This window comes from Streptomyces sp. NPDC104226 (genome assembly GCF_055584085.1).
In genome coordinates this window covers 495,684-509,140 of the sequence record NZ_JBVJMS010000006.1, presented here as the reverse complement: position 1 = coordinate 509,140, position 13,457 = coordinate 495,684, and the positions used below count along the sequence as shown (strand labels likewise).

Annotated in this window: 13 protein-coding genes; 4 read left to right on the top strand and 9 right to left on the bottom strand. The window is 72.3% G+C overall.

What is annotated here, in order from left to right:
• Positions 1-8: 8 nt before the first annotated feature.
• The 6 genes from ACZ60J_RS21640 to ACZ60J_RS21615 all read right to left on the bottom strand — a co-directional run bounded on the left by ACZ60J_RS21640 (position 9) and on the right by ACZ60J_RS21615 (position 4,990).
• Positions 9-587, bottom strand: coding sequence for an ArsR/SmtB family transcription factor (locus ACZ60J_RS21640; RefSeq protein ID WP_469683964.1), 579 nt, complete (start codon positions 585-587; stop codon positions 9-11).
• Between the two features lie 89 nt (positions 588-676).
• Entirely contained in the window at positions 677-1,663 is a 987-nt protein-coding gene (locus ACZ60J_RS21635) for a glycine betaine ABC transporter substrate-binding protein (protein ID WP_469683962.1), read from the bottom strand.
• Entirely contained in the window at positions 1,664-2,530 is an 867-nt protein-coding gene (locus ACZ60J_RS21630; RefSeq protein WP_469683961.1) for an ABC transporter permease, read from the bottom strand.
• On the bottom strand, positions 2,527-3,738 hold the full coding sequence (locus ACZ60J_RS21625) for a betaine/proline/choline family ABC transporter ATP-binding protein (protein WP_469684116.1): 1,212 nt from the start codon (positions 3,736-3,738) through the stop codon (positions 2,527-2,529). Before ACZ60J_RS21625 ends, ACZ60J_RS21630 begins: the two co-directional genes overlap by 4 nt.
• Before the next feature lie 91 nt (positions 3,739-3,829).
• Positions 3,830-4,477, bottom strand: coding sequence for an ABC transporter permease (locus ACZ60J_RS21620; RefSeq protein WP_469683960.1), 648 nt, complete (start codon positions 4,475-4,477; stop codon positions 3,830-3,832).
• Between the two features lie 42 nt (positions 4,478-4,519).
• Entirely contained in the window at positions 4,520-4,990 is a 471-nt protein-coding gene (locus ACZ60J_RS21615; protein ID WP_112448141.1) for an Lrp/AsnC family transcriptional regulator, read from the bottom strand.
• 133 nt (positions 4,991-5,123) lie between these two features.
• On the opposite strand from ACZ60J_RS21615, the gene hppD reads away from it, so the two are divergent.
• On the top strand, positions 5,124-6,275 hold the full coding sequence (hppD, locus tag ACZ60J_RS21610) for a 4-hydroxyphenylpyruvate dioxygenase (protein ID WP_469683959.1): 1,152 nt from the start codon (positions 5,124-5,126) through the stop codon (positions 6,273-6,275).
• A 161-nt stretch (positions 6,276-6,436) separates the two neighbouring features.
• Here the strand turns inward: hppD and ACZ60J_RS21605 are convergent, their stop codons facing one another.
• Positions 6,437-7,930 carry a tetratricopeptide repeat protein gene (locus ACZ60J_RS21605; protein ID WP_469683957.1) on the bottom strand — a complete coding sequence of 498 codons (1,494 nt, stop codon included), beginning with the start codon at positions 7,928-7,930 and terminating at the stop codon, positions 6,437-6,439.
• Positions 7,931-8,026: 96 nt separating this feature from the next.
• Here ACZ60J_RS21605 and ACZ60J_RS21600 point away from each other — a divergent pair, with 96 nt between their 5' ends.
• Complete coding sequence (locus ACZ60J_RS21600) at positions 8,027-9,457, top strand: FAD-binding oxidoreductase (protein ID WP_469683955.1); 1,431 nt, start codon at positions 8,027-8,029, stop codon at positions 9,455-9,457.
• Positions 9,458-9,485: 28 nt separating this feature from the next.
• Here ACZ60J_RS21600 and ACZ60J_RS21595 read toward each other — a convergent pair whose 3' ends face one another.
• A complete protein-coding gene (locus tag ACZ60J_RS21595; RefSeq protein ID WP_469683954.1) occupies positions 9,486-9,965 on the bottom strand; it encodes an SsgA family sporulation/cell division regulator in 480 nt (159 codons plus the stop codon).
• Between the two features lie 357 nt (positions 9,966-10,322).
• On the opposite strand from ACZ60J_RS21595, the gene ACZ60J_RS21590 reads away from it, so the two are divergent.
• Positions 10,323-11,930 (top strand): RDD family protein, encoded by a 1,608-nt coding sequence (locus tag ACZ60J_RS21590; RefSeq protein ID WP_469683952.1) that lies wholly within the window; start codon positions 10,323-10,325, stop codon positions 11,928-11,930.
• 78 nt (positions 11,931-12,008) lie between these two features.
• Positions 12,009-12,779 (top strand): RDD family protein, encoded by a 771-nt coding sequence (locus ACZ60J_RS21585; RefSeq protein WP_469683950.1) that lies wholly within the window; start codon positions 12,009-12,011, stop codon positions 12,777-12,779.
• A 95-nt stretch (positions 12,780-12,874) separates the two neighbouring features.
• Here ACZ60J_RS21585 and ACZ60J_RS21580 read toward each other — a convergent pair whose 3' ends face one another.
• The gene (locus ACZ60J_RS21580; RefSeq protein WP_469683948.1) at positions 12,875-13,138 is read right to left on the bottom strand and encodes a hypothetical protein; all 264 of its coding nucleotides are present in this window, start codon (positions 13,136-13,138) and stop codon (positions 12,875-12,877) included.
• Between the last annotated feature and the right edge of the window lie 319 nt (positions 13,139-13,457).

Below are 13,457 nucleotides of genomic sequence, written 5' to 3'. Positions count from 1 at the left end.
GGTGGGCGCTACGTGGTGCGCACCGGGAACGCGTGGGTGTGGAAGCGGACCGTCTCCGTGTCCTCGGAGGGCGGCAGGTCGCGGTAGCTGTTGATCAGGTCGTGGACCTTGAGGACCAGCTCGTGGCTCTGCTCGGGGGTCAGCTGCAACGAGAAGTCGCTGAGCTCGGAACTGCGGCGCCACTCCAGTGACCAGGTGTGCGCCTCGCCCAGCCAGGAGGACAGTTCCTGTTCGTGGATCTTCACGATCTCCGCGAGGAAGACCTCCGCGGCACCGCGCGTGACCGGGTCGGTGTCGTAGGCCAGCGCCTCGTCGAAGATCGTGCCGTCCTGGGACGGGCGCCACCAGCGCTCACGGCCCTTGCCGTGCTCGGGGGCGTCCTCGACGAACCCGTACGCGGCGAGCTGGCGCAGGTGGTAGCTGGTGGCCCCGCTCGATTCCCCGAGCCGCTCCGCCAGTTGCGAGGCGGTGGCCGGCCCGTGCAGGCGCAGGTCGCCCAGCAGGCGGATCCGCAGCGGGTGGGCCAGGCCGCGCAGGGAGTGGGCGTCGAGCTTGCGGAGCTGGGGTTCGGCGTTCTTCTCGGGCATGCCCCAACCGTAGAGTTGCAAAGAAGTCTGTGCAAGGGTTTCTTTGCAACTACTTCTTTGCATTCAGTCCTTCGGACGCACGCACCGGATCAGCCCTCCTTGATGAACCCCTCCGCCACCAGCCACTCCTTCGCCACGTCGTGCGGGTCCCGGCCCTCCACGTCCACCAGCGCGTTGAGCCGCTGCGCCGTCTCCGTCGTCAGCCGCTTCGACAGGGGGTCCAGCAGGCCCGCGATCGCCGGGTACTTCTTCAGGGTCTCGGCGTGGAGCTCCGGCGCCGCGTTGTAGTTGGGGAAGAAGTGCCGGTCGTCGGCGAGGGTGTCCAGGTCCATGGCCCTGATCCGGCCGTCCGTGGTGAAGGCCTCGCCCAGCAGGCAGGAATCGGACTTCGAGACCTGCGTGTAGATGATCCCGGCGTCCATCTTCATGACGTTGCCCGCCGGGATCTTCATCCCGTACGCCTTCTCCATCCCCGGCAGCCCGTCCTCCCGCGAGGCGAACTCGTTCTCCACGCAGACCGTCACCGCCCCGGGGTCGCGCCGGGACAGCTCCGCCACGTCCGACATGGTCTTCAGGCCGTACTTGGCGTTGTTCTTCTTGCTGATGGCCAGCGTGTAGGTGTTGTTGAGGGTGGACGGCGGCAGCCAGGCGACCCCGTTCTTCACGTCCGCGTCCCGCACCGCCCTCCACTGCGCGTACGGATCCGTGACCGGCTCGTCGTTGCCGAGGTAGGTGATCCACGCCGTGCCCGTGTACTCGTACATGGCGTCCGCGTCGCCCTGTTTGACCGCCTCGCGGGCGCTGATCGACCCGGGCAGGTTGGTGCGGTCCAGCACCTCCGCGCCGGCCGCCTTGAAGATCAGGCCGATCATCTGGCCGAGCACGATGTTCTCGCTGAAGTTCTTCGAGGTGACGGTCAGCGAGGCGCCCTTGAGGGGCTGCCCCTGCCCGACCGAGCCCGGTACGACGTCGTCCACCATCGGGGACCCGCTCTTGAGTCCGCAGCCGGAGAGCGTCAGCAGCGGCAGCAAGCCGGCAGCGCAGGCCGCGGCCGTCCGCAGGGCGATCTTGCCCATCTACGCCTCCAGCCCGCGCGGGGTCAGGACCGTCTCGGCCAGGGAGGCCAGCCAGTCCACGAGCAGCGCCAGCGCCACCGTCAGCACCGAGCCCAGCACCAGCACCGGCATCCGCTGGGTCTGGATCCCGGAGGTGATCAGGTCGCCCAGGCCCCCGCCGCCGCCGAAGGTGGCCAGGGTCGCGGTGCCGACGTTGAGGACGAGGGCCGTCCGTACGCCCGCCAGGATCAGCGGGACGGCCAGCGGCAGTTCCACCTTCAGCAGGGTGCCCGTGGAGGACATCCCGATCCCGCGCGCGGCCTCCACCAGCTGCGGGTCGATCCCGCGCAGCCCGGCGACGGTGTTGGACAGCACGGGCAGGACGGCGTAGGCGACCATGCCGATGATCGCCGTCGAGGGGCCGATGCCGAGCCAGATGACCAGCAGGGCCAGCAGGCCGATGGCCGGGGTGGCCTGGCCGATGTTGGCGACGGCGGTGACCAGCGGGGCCGCCCGGCGCAGGCCGCTGCGGGTCAGGGCGATGCCGAGCGGGATCGCGATGATCAGCACCCAGAACGTGGAGATCGCGGTGAGCTGGACGTGCTGCCACAGCCGGAGCTGGACGTTGCCGTTCGCGAGGGAGTTCTCGGCGATCGTGTCGAGGGTGGCGTTGGTGATCCACAGGTACGTGGCCAGCAGGACGAGGGCCAGGACGATCGGCAGGGTCACCAGCCGGGCCCAGGTGAGCCGGCTCCCGGGGCGCGGCGGGGTGGTGGAGGCCATGACCTCCGCGCCGGGCTCGGGCTCCTCCGGGTCCCGGAACACGTGCCCCTTGAGCTCGTGCTCGCCGGGCGGGCGTTCGGAGGAGACCGGGTTCCGGGGGCTCATGAGCCCTCCGAGCCGTCCCGGAGCCCCTCCAGGTCCCGGTCGACGCGGTGGTGGCGCAGCTCCTCCAGGTCGTGCGCGTGCTCGGCCGCCGCCAGCCGGTCGGCCTCCAGCATCTCGTGCACGGAGTTCATCAGGGTCTCCATGTCCACGACGCCGATGTACTCGCCGCGCCGCCCGGTGACGGCCACCCGGCCGCCGCTGTCGGTCAGTACGGCCTCCAGGGCGTCGTGCAGGGTCGCGTCCCGGGTCACCGTGTCGTGCACGAGCTGGCCGGCCCGGGCCAGGGAGCCCTTGGCGCGCATCAGGTCGCCGCGGCGCAGCCATTTGTACGGGCGGCCGCGCCGGTCCAGCATCAGCAGCTCGTTGCCCTGGCCGGCGCGCAGGGTGTTGAAGATCTGCTGGAGCGGGTCGTCCACGGACACGGTCGGGAACTCGGCGATCTCCACGTCCCGCACCCGGGTGAGGTTGAGCCGTTTGAGGGCCGCCCCGGCGCCGACGAATCCGGAGACGAAGTCGTCGGCGGGGTTGGTGAGGATGGCCTCGGGGGTGTCGAACTGGGCGATGTGCGAACGCTCGCGCAGGACGGCGATCCGGTCGCCCAGCTTGATGGCCTCGTCGAAGTCGTGGGTGACGAAGACGATCGTCTTGTGCAGCTCGTGCTGGAGCCGGATCAGCTCGTCCTGGAGGTGGTCGCGGGTGATGGGGTCGACGGCGCCGAAGGGCTCGTCCATCAGCAGGACGGGCGGATCGGCGGCGAGCGCCCGGGCCACGCCCACGCGCTGCTGCTGGCCGCCGGAGAGCTGGCGCGGGTAGCGGCCGTGGAACTCGCGCGGGTCCAGGCCGACCAGGTCGAGCATCTCCTCCACCCGGTCCTTCACCCGGGATTTGGACCAGCCGGTCATCTTCGGGACCAGGGCGATGTTCTCGGCGACCGTCATGTGCGGGAAGAGCCCGGAGGACTGGATCGCGTACCCGATCTTGCGGCGCAGTTTGACCGGGTCCATGTCGGTGACGTCCTCGTCGCCGATGCGGATCCGGCCGGAGGTGGGCTCGATCAGCCGGTTGATCATCTTCAGGGTGGTGGACTTCCCGCAGCCGGAGGGGCCGACGAAGACCACCAGTTCGCCCGCCTTGATCTCCATGGAGACGTCGTCGACGGAGGGGTTCGGGTTGCCGGGGTAGCGCTTGGTGAGGTTCTCCAGCCGGATGGGGGCGCCGGAGGCGGCGGCCGGCTGCGGGCCCGCCTCCGGCTGCGGTCCCTTCGTCGGCTGCGCACTCGTCGTCGGTGCGGACGTCGGCTCAGACACGGATTCCCCTCGGGATGGTGAGACGGCCGAGCAGGACGTACGCGGCGTCGAAGAGCAGGGCGAGGATGACGACGCCGAGCGTCCCCGCCAGCACCTGGTTGATGGCGTTGGCGCTGCCGAGCGAGGCGATCCCGCGGAAGATCTCGTTGCCCAGGCCGGGCCCGGAGGCGTAGGCGGCGATGGCCGCGATGCCCATCAGCATCTGTGTGGAGACCCGGATGCCGGTCAGGATCGGCGGCCAGGCGAGCGGCAGCTCCACCCGCAGCAGCTGGGCGCTGCGCGACATCCCGATGCCCTTGGCGGCATCGACCAGGGCGGGATCCACCCCGCGCAGTCCCACGATGGCGTTGCGGACGATGGGCAGCAGCCCGTACAGCGTCAGGGCGATCACGGTCGGCGCGACGCCGAGGCCGACGATCGGGATCAGCAGGCCGATCATGGCGAGGGAGGGGACGGTCAGCACCGTGGAGGTGGAGGTGACCGCGAGGTTCCCGGCCCAGCCGCTGCGGTACGTCAGGACGCCGATGGCGACGCCGAGGGCGGTCGCGATCACCATGCACTGGAAGACGGCGCTGGCGTGCTGGAAGGCGTCGGTGAGGAGCTGCTGGTGGCGGGTGGACAGGTAGGCCCAGAAACTCACGCCACGTCACCTCATCCGTCGTCAGTCATCCGTCGTCGGTGGTCAGTCGTCCTCGGCCGCCTGTTCGACCAGGGGGATGATCCGCAAGGGTACGGGATTTTCCATGACAATCGCCGTTGAAGCCCGAACAATCCCATCAAACGCGACAACCCGGTCGATCACCCGTTGAAGGTCCGCGTTGGACCGGGCCACGAGCCGGCACAGCATGTCCCCGTGCCCGGTCGTCGTGTGCAGCTCCAGTACCTCCGGGACCCCGTCCAAGTGGGCCCGTACGTCCGCGCCTTGACCCTGTTTGATCTCCAGCGTGGCGAAGGCCGTCACCGGGTATCCCAGGGCCGCCGGATCCACCTGCGGACCGAATCCGCGGATGACTCCGTTCGACTGAAGCCGGTCCAGCCGGGCCTGCGCGGTGCCGCGCGCCACACCGAGCCGGCGCGAGACCTCCAGGACGCCGATCCGGGGCTCGCGGGCGAGCAGGACGATCAGCCGGCCGTCGAGTTCGTCGATTCCCATGGGTGCCTCCTGGGCGGTCGGTCGGTGGTCATAGTGCACAGATATTCCAGCCATGGTGGGCAGACACTGGTCAGCCTGTACAGCAGAAATGGAAACTATTGCGCATCTTGTGGAACGGCGGGACTCTGCCGTCATGACTGAGACCCAGCCGCTCGACGCCGCACCCGCCACCGCCGCCAAGGCCGATCCCTTCCCGGTCAAGGGCATGGACGCGGTCGTCTTCGCCGTAGGCAACGCCAAGCAGGCCGCGCACTACTACTCGACCGCCTTCGGCATGAAGCTCGTCGCCTACTCCGGACCGGAGAACGGCACGCGCGAGACGGCCAGCTACGTCCTGACCAACGGCGCGGCGCGGTTCGTCCTCACCTCGGTCATCAAGGCCTCCACCGACCGCGGCCGCTTCCTCGCCGAGCACGTCGCCGACCACGGCGACGGCGTCGTCGACCTCGCGATCGAGGTCCCGGACGTCAAGGCGGCCTACGCCTACGCCGTCGAGCACGGCGCGCGCGGCCTGGACGAGCCCTACGAGCTCACCGACGAGCACGGCACGGTCCGCCTGGCGGCCATCGCCACCTACGGCCAGACCCGGCACACCCTGGTCGAGCGCGGCGACTACACCGGCCCCTACCTCCCCGGCTTCGTCTCCGTCGACCCGATGGTCGAGCCCCCGGCCAAGCGCACCTTCCAGGCCATCGACCACTGCGTGGGCAACGTCGAGCTCGGCCGGATGAACGAGTGGGTGGCCTTCTACAACAAGGTCATGGGCTTCACGAACATGAAGGAGTTCGTGGGCGACGACATCGCGACCGAGTACTCGGCGCTGATGTCGAAGGTCGTCGCGGACGGCACCCTGAAGGTGAAGTTCCCGATCAACGAGCCGGCGATCGCGAAGAAGAAGTCGCAGATCGACGAGTACCTGGAGTTCTACGGCGGTGCCGGCGTCCAGCACATCGCGCTCGCGACGAACGACATCGTCGGCACGGTCCGGGCGATGCGGGCGGCGGGCGTGACCTTCCTGGACACCCCCGACTCCTACTACGACACGCTCGGCGAGTGGGCCGGCGAGACCCGGGTGCCGGTCGAGACCCTGCGCGAGCTGAAGATCCTCGTCGACCGCGACGAGGACGGCTACCTGCTGCAGATCTTCACGAAGCCGGTCCAGGACCGCCCGACGGTCTTCTTCGAGATGATCGAGCGGCACGGGTCGATGGGCTTCGGCAAGGGCAACTTCAAGGCCCTGTTCGAGGCGATCGAGCGGGAGCAGGAGAAGCGGGGCAACCTCTAGCGGGTTGCGCTGACCGGGGGCCCGCCCCGGGGGCGGCGGCGTCGGTGCCCGGCCGGGCGGGCTGCGCGGGGGCGTCCCGCGCGGCGCCGCTGCCGGGGGCCCGGCCCCCGGAACCCCCGCGCCTCAAACGCCGGCGGGGCCGGATCTCCCCGCCGGCGCCCCTACGGCTTCGGCTTCGGCTTGGGTGACGGCTTGGCTGCCTTCGGGAGTTCCGGGGCGACCCACGGGGTGGTGGGGCGGATGTTCTCCGGGCCGCCCGGCGCGGGCTTGCCGATCGCCGTCAGGGCCTCCTTGGCCAGCGGTGCCCGGACCGGCGAGAAGCGCGGGTTCGTCCGCAGGGCCTCCTCCAGGTGCCGCCGGGCTCCGGCCACGTCGCCCAGGCCCCGCTCGATCACCGCCCGGTGGTACGAGAACTCCGCGAGCCGCAGCCCCTGCTCCGTGGCCTTCTTCGCGTACTCCAGAGCCCCCGCGTCGTCACCCGTCCGGTGCAGCGCCCAGCCCAGCGCGTCCGCCACCGGCAGGCTCTTGTGCCGGGCCCACTCCGCCGTCAGGCGCCGTACGGCCGCCGCCGGATCGCCGTGGTCCGCCTCGAACCGGCCCAGGAGCAGCTCCTCGTTCACCCCGCTCCGGGCGGCCTGCGCGGGGATCCCGTCGTACACCGCCTTCGCCTCGTCGCCCCGGCCCAGCGACTCCAGCAGCTCGCCCAGCTCCAGCGACAGCGCCGGCACCGCGGCCCGGCCCAGCGCCATCCGGTAGTCCCGTACGGCCTCACCGCCCCGGCCCAGCGCCGCCAGCACCCGCGCCCGGCCGCCCAGCGCCTGTGCCTGGCCGGGATCGGTGCGCAGCGCGGCCTCGTACTGCTTGAGGGCCTCCGTGTCGTCGCCGCGCTCCCACGCCAGCTCCCCGAGCCGGAACAGCACGTACGCCTTCTCCGCCGGGGCCTTGGCCGCGCCCCCCGCGTGCTCCATCGACATGGTCGCGTCCTCGCGCCAGCCCCGGTCCCGGTACACCTGCGAGGCCTTCATGAAGGCCGCCAGCCCCGGCCGCAGGTCGACCAGGCTCTCCATCGCCTTCTCCGCCGCCTTGTAGTCCCCGAGCCCGCCGTACGCGTCCACGAGCACCGGGTACGCCGTCCACCGCTTCGGCGCCTGCGCCCGTACGAGCTCGCCCCACTTCTTGCCGGTCCCGAAGTCCCGCCGGGCGTTGGCCAGCGTGCCCATGCCCGTCATCGCGTCGAAGTTGCCCTTCTCGGCCGGGTGCAGCTCCAGCGAGCGCTTCAGCGCGCCCTCCGCCTTCGGGTACCAGGCGGGATCGGCCGTCCGCCGCGCCTGCTCCAGGTACGCGGAGCCCAGTACCGCCCACGAGGCCTCGTCCTGCGGGTGCTCCGCGACCCACTTCTCCCGGTCGGCGACCAGCGCAGACAGGTCCACCGCAGCCACCGGCGCACCCATGCCGACCGCCGCGCGGGCCCGCTCGCTGGGCCCCGGCGGGCGCGCGTCGTCGCCCGTGCGGGCCGGGCGGATCAGCAGGGCCCCGGCGATCAGGACCACCAGGGCCGCCGCTGCCACGAGCGTCTTGCGGCCGGTGAAGGTCACGGGCGGGGCAGCCTGCGGCTGCCTCTCCTGGGAGACGGATGTGTCGCGCAGAGGGTCCATGGGGTCACTGTGCGTCAATATGAAGAGCTCGCCGAGATGTCCGAAGAACGTCGCGGGCGTGTTCACACCGATGGCCCCGGGTGTCACGCTGGCCCCATGGTTGACGATGCTGACGAAGTTTCCGGGCTTGCCGAAGTCGCCGACGGGGCGCGCGAACTCCACGAGCTGCTCCACGGGCGGCTCCTCGAAGGACTCCCGCCCGGGGCCCTGCTCACCGACCCCCAGGTGACCGCCTCCTACGCCACCGACATGGCCAGCTTCTGCGCCGCCGGCACCCCGGCCGCCGTGGTCCTGCCCCGGACCGTCGAACAGGTCCAGCACGTCATGCGCACCGCCCACGCGCTGCGCGTGCCCGTGGTCCCCCAGGGCGCCCGTACCGGCCTGTCGGGCGGGGCCAACGCCTCCGACGGCTGCATCGTGCTGTCCCTCGTCAAGATGGACCGGATCCTGGAGATCGACACCGTCGACCGGATCGCCGTCGTCGAACCGGGCGTCGTCAACGCCGTCCTCTCGCGCGCCGTCGCCGAGCGCGGCCTGCACTACCCGCCGGACCCCTCCAGCTGGGAGCAGTGCACCATCGGCGGGAACATCGGCACCGCCGCCGGCGGTCTGTGCTGCGTCAAGTACGGGGTCACCGCGGAGTACGTCCTCGGCCTCGACGTGGTCCTCGCCGACGGCAGGCTCCTGCAGACCGGCCGGCGCACCGCCAAGGGCGTCGCGGGGTACGACCTCACCCGCCTGTTCGTCGGCTCCGAAGGCAGCCTCGGCGTCGTCGTCCGGGCCGTGCTCGCCCTGCGCCCGGCCCCGCCCCGCCAGCTCGCGCTCGCCGCCGAGTTCCCCTCCGCCGCGGCCGCCTGCGCGGCCGTCTGCGCCGTCATGGAGGCCGGTCTGACGCCCTCTCTGCTGGAGCTGATGGACCGTACGACCGTCCGCGCCGTCAACGCGCTGGGCAAGATGGGCCTGCCCGAGACCACCGAGGCCCTGCTGGTCGCCGCCTTCGACTCCCCGCACCCGACCGAGGACCTGGCCGCCGTGGGCGAGCTGTGCGCCGCCGCCGGGGCGAGCGCCGTCGTGTTCGCCGAGGACACCGCGGAGTCCGAACTGCTCCTCCAGGCGCGACGGATGGCCCTGCCGGCCCTGGAGGCCCTGCGGCCCGCGACGATGATCGACGACGTGTGCGTACCGCGCACCCGGCTCGCCGAGATGCTGGACGGGACCGCCGCCATCGCCCGTACGCACGACCTGCTCATCGGGGTCTGCGCGCACGCCGGCGACGGCAACACCCACCCCATCGTCTGCTTCGACCCCGCCGACGAGGACGAGACCCGGCGGGCCCGCGCGTCCTTCGAGGAGATCATGGCGCTGGGGCTCGAACTGGGCGGGACCATCACGGGGGAGCACGGGGTCGGCGTCCTGAAGAAGGAGTGGCTCGCCCGCGAACTCGGCCCGGTGGGACTGGAGATGCAGCGCGCCGTCAAGCACGCCTTCGACCCGGAGGGACTGCTCAACCCGGGCAAGCTCTTCTGAACCGCAGGCCGTTGCCGTGCGGGGGCCCTCACAGCTCCCCGTCCGCCGACTCGTCCGACGGCCACGGGTCGCGCATCCACAGCTCGTCGGCCGGGGTCGGGGCGAGCAGCTCGGCCAGCGCAGCGTCCAGGCCGAGCCGGTCGGCCTCGGTGCCGGGCGGCACGATGCGCAGGGTCCGCTCCAGCCAGGCCGACACCGACACGGCGGGCGCCTCCAGCAGGGCGTCGCCGTCGGGGGAGCTCAGCGCCATGCACAGGACGGCCTGCTGGTCGACCTTCGTGGGCCAGATCCGCACGTCGCCGTGGCCGCACGGACGGAACACCCCCTCGACCAGCAGTTCCCGGGCGAAGGTCCAGTTGACCGGGGTGCTGGAGCCGGTGTGGAAGGTGATGTGCACGGCGTACGGGTCGTCCGTCAGGTACAGCAGGCGGGCGGGGACGGGGACGCTGCGCTCGGGGGAAAGGACCAGCTTCAGTTCCAGCTCGCGCTCGACGACGGGGTGGTGCATGGCGGCCTCACTTCGGTACGGGTACGTGTTTCGGGCGGTGCGCGGGGCCTTGCGGCGGCCCACACCCGGAGAGAGCGCCGAAGTGCCCGGGTATGACGCGACTTCGCGAGGGACTTCGAGGATTGGCCGAAATCAATCGGCTGACCGAAAACATGCGTACGGGGGCTGCGTTCGTCTGTGCGCGTCGATGTTCGATGGTGTTCGGCGGTGTTCGCCTGCGTTCGCCTGTGTTCGTCTGAGTTCGTTGAGGTTCCCCCGATCGCTTGGATTCTCCCGTTACCGGACCTGTCGGGGGGCGGTTCTTGGCTATGGTCCACCCCTGCAAGAAGCCTCAAGCCACGATCGGAGTTGGGGACATTGACGGCCTCCCCTGGTGACGGCGAGCACGCGGCCCGCGAGGGCTACTACCCCGATCCGTCCATCCCCGGGTACGTCAGGTTCTGGAACGGCCTGAACTGGGTTCCCGGTACGAGCCGCCCTGCGGCACCTGCCGACGAGACGGGTCCCGTGTTCCTCGACCAGACGGGCGTGAGCGAGGCGCTGCGCGAGCCGGAACACCGGCCGCAGGCGCGCCCCGCGCCGGTTCCCGTCCCCGCGCCGGTTCCCGCAGCGGCCGCGGCCCAGGCTTCGGCACCGGCTCCCGCGTCCTGGCCGGAGCCCGCCGGCTCCGCGGCGGCTCCGGCCGCGCGGTCCGGGGTGGAGGCCTGGTCGGAGTCCGCTTCGCGGTCGGACTTCGAGCCCTGGCCGGGGCCCGGGGCGTCCGAGCCCGGGTCGGGGTCCGCGAGCGGGTCGGGGCCGTCGGGGCTGTCGGGGCAAGGGGGCGAGGCCGCGGAATGGCAGGCCGATCCGCTCCATCAGTCCGGCTTCGGCGGGCCGCGCGACCACCGGGTGTCCTGGGGCCACGAGGAGGAGGCCGCCGCCCGCCCCGCCGGAATCTCCCTGGCCCGCCCGCCACACCAGGCCCCTGCACCGCACCAGCCCCATGCACCGGCACCGGCCCAGGCGGCGGCCCAACGCCCGGCCCAGGCCCAGGCACCGGCAGCGGCACCGGCCCAGCCCTATGCACCAGAACCGGCCCAGGCCCAGCCGGCCGCCCACCGCCCGGCCCAGGCGGCGCACCAAGCCCAGGCCGAGGCCCACCGTTCGGCGCAGCCCCCGTCCCGGCACCCGGCCCCGGCCGCCGTCGCGGCCGCCCTGCCCGGGCAGGTGTCCGGCTCCGCCGCCCCGGGCGGCCTCGGCATCCTGTCGGCGCCCTCCCCGGTCGCGGCCCATGCCCCCGCTCCCGCCCCCGTGTGGCCCGCTGCGCCCGCCCCGGACCCGGAGCCGGCGGAGCGCGTGCGGCGCCCCGCCCCGGCCGGCCCGGCGGAGCCCGCCCGGCGCGCGTCACCCGTAGAGCCGACGGACCGTGCGGAGCGGGCCGGAACCGCCGTGCCCGCGGCTCCGGCTCCGCGCTCCGAGAGGACCGGCCGCGCGGTGTTCGAGCGGATGGCGGAGCGGGCCGTGCGCCCCGCCGGGCTCGTGCGCCGCGCGACGGCCCGGCTGCTGGACTCCCTCGTGTACGCCGCCGTCGCGACCGGGGCGGCGCTGCCCCTGGTACCCGGGGCGACCGCACACCTCCAGGCCAAGGTGGACGCCGCCCGGGCGGGCGGCCGGACCACCACCGTGTGGCTGCTCGACGGGACCATCGCGGGCTCGCTGGGCCTCGTCCTGGGCGCCGTCCTCCTCTTCGGCGTCCTCTACGAAGCTCTGCCCACGGCCCGTTGGGGCCGCACCCCGGGCAAGAAGCTGCTCGGGGTACGGGTCCTGGCCACCGCCACGCTGCGCCCGCCCCGCTTCGGCGCGGCCCTGCGCCGCTGGCTCGCGTACGCCCTCCTGGGCCTCCCGGGGGCCCTGTGGGCCCTCGCGGACCGCCCCCGCCGCCGGACCCTCCACGACCGCGCCGCACGCACGTACGTGGCGCGCTAGCGGCCCTCCCGCCACCCGGTCCCCCCGAATGGCCGCGTCCCCGTTGCGGGCCGCTCCGGGCCGGGTTCGACTCGGGCCATGAGCACCGACCAGCCGCCGCCGGGCCAGCCGCCCGAGGACGACCCGTTCCTCAAGAAGCCCCAGGAACCGACGCCTCCGCCGTCGGGTGGTTCGCCGTACGGCTCACCGCCCGCAGGGGCCGGCGGAGCCTTCCCGCCGCCCCCGCCCGGAGGCGGAGGGGGCTATCCTCCGCCGCCCCCGCCCGGGGGAGGCGGCTACCCGCCCCCGCCGCCCCCGTACGGAGGCCCCGGCGGAGGCGACCCGTACGGCGGTGGCGGCGGCTACGGCATGCCCGACCCGCTCGCCGGGATGCCGCCGCTCGCCGACTTCGGCAAGCGGCTCGCCGCCCGCATCATCGACCTGCTGATCATCGCCGTCCCGCTGTTCGTCATCCAGCTCCTCGCCGGTGACCGCAACCGCTACACGGTGAAGACGAACGAGGGCGAGGACGTCACCGAGGTCATCACCAAGTCCTACAGCGGCAGCGGACTGGTCATGACGCTGATCTCGATCGTCGCCTACGTGGGCTACGACTGGTGGTTCGTCAAGAAGAACGGCCAGACCCTCGGCAAGAAGTGGATGGGCCTGCGCGTCGCGATGCTCAACGACGGCAGCGTCCCGCAGTCCAACGCCGCGCTCTCCCGCGCCGCCGTGCTCTGGCTGCCGACGCTGATCTGCTGCTTCTGCCTGTGGCCGATCGCACTCGTCATCTCGATGCTCGTCGACAAGCCCTACAGGCAGGGTCTGCACGACAAGGTCGCCAAGACCGTGGTGGTCCAAGCCACCTAGAAGGCCACCGAGCTGCGCGGTCCGGTGCGCGGGCGGTCTCCCCACGGGGGAGGCCGCCCGCGCCGCGGTGTGCGCGGCGTCAGTGGTGCGCGGCGTCAGTGGTGTACGGGGTGTTCGACCGGAGCCGGTACGGTGTCCGGCACCGGGGCGGAAGTCCGCGTACGGGTCGCCGCGTGGCGCCCGCGCCGGCGGGGCAGCGGGACGGTGAGTGCGACGAGGAGCCCGAGGGCGAGGGCGGCGGCGGAGATGACCGCGACACCGAAACCCGTACTCGTCTGCGAGAGCAGCAGCATGGCGATCGTCGACACGATGACGGTGGCGGACCCGTAGGCGAGCTGTGCGGCAGTCGGACGCGGCATGGCGATATCCGTCCTCGAAGCGGGAGGGGGAGTCGGCTCGACCCGGTCTGGCGCCGAGTGACTCTACGACGGTGGATGCCCGAGCGGAACTGTCGGTAAGCGTGACCTCACCCACGGGAGGGGAGGCAGCGGAGCACGGGGGGGCGCACGGGGGGCACCACCGGGGTTCGTGGGGTGGGGGAGGACGGGTGCGGCCGATGGTCCGTCGCGAGTCCGCGACGAGTCCGCGACGAGTCCGTCGGGGGAGGGAAGTCCCGTTCGCCCGCTATGGCCGCGGAACGTCCGAATAGCGGAACTCGGTGACCGCATAGTGCAGTTG

What these genes read in the sequence shown, in the direction of transcription:
- ACZ60J_RS21595 (WP_469683954.1), bottom strand. Translation starts at nt 9,965, where the DNA reads ATGCACCACCCCGTCGTCGAGCGCGAGCTGGAACTGAAGCTGGTCCTT.
- ACZ60J_RS21640 (WP_469683964.1), bottom strand. Translation starts at nt 587, where the DNA reads ATGCCCGAGAAGAACGCCGAACCCCAGCTCCGCAAGCTCGACGCCCAC.
- ACZ60J_RS21605 (WP_469683957.1), bottom strand. Translation starts at nt 7,930, where the DNA reads ATGGACCCTCTGCGCGACACATCCGTCTCCCAGGAGAGGCAGCCGCAG.
- ACZ60J_RS21600 (WP_469683955.1), top strand. Translation starts at nt 8,027, where the DNA reads ATGGTTGACGATGCTGACGAAGTTTCCGGGCTTGCCGAAGTCGCCGAC.
- hppD (WP_469683959.1), top strand. Translation starts at nt 5,124, where the DNA reads ATGACTGAGACCCAGCCGCTCGACGCCGCACCCGCCACCGCCGCCAAG.
- ACZ60J_RS21615 (WP_112448141.1), bottom strand. Translation starts at nt 4,990, where the DNA reads ATGGGAATCGACGAACTCGACGGCCGGCTGATCGTCCTGCTCGCCCGC.
- ACZ60J_RS21635 (WP_469683962.1), bottom strand. Translation starts at nt 1,663, where the DNA reads ATGGGCAAGATCGCCCTGCGGACGGCCGCGGCCTGCGCTGCCGGCTTG.
- ACZ60J_RS21585 (WP_469683950.1), top strand. Translation starts at nt 12,009, where the DNA reads ATGAGCACCGACCAGCCGCCGCCGGGCCAGCCGCCCGAGGACGACCCG.
- ACZ60J_RS21630 (WP_469683961.1), bottom strand. Translation starts at nt 2,530, where the DNA reads ATGAGCCCCCGGAACCCGGTCTCCTCCGAACGCCCGCCCGGCGAGCAC.
- ACZ60J_RS21580 (WP_469683948.1), bottom strand. Translation starts at nt 13,138, where the DNA reads ATGCCGCGTCCGACTGCCGCACAGCTCGCCTACGGGTCCGCCACCGTC.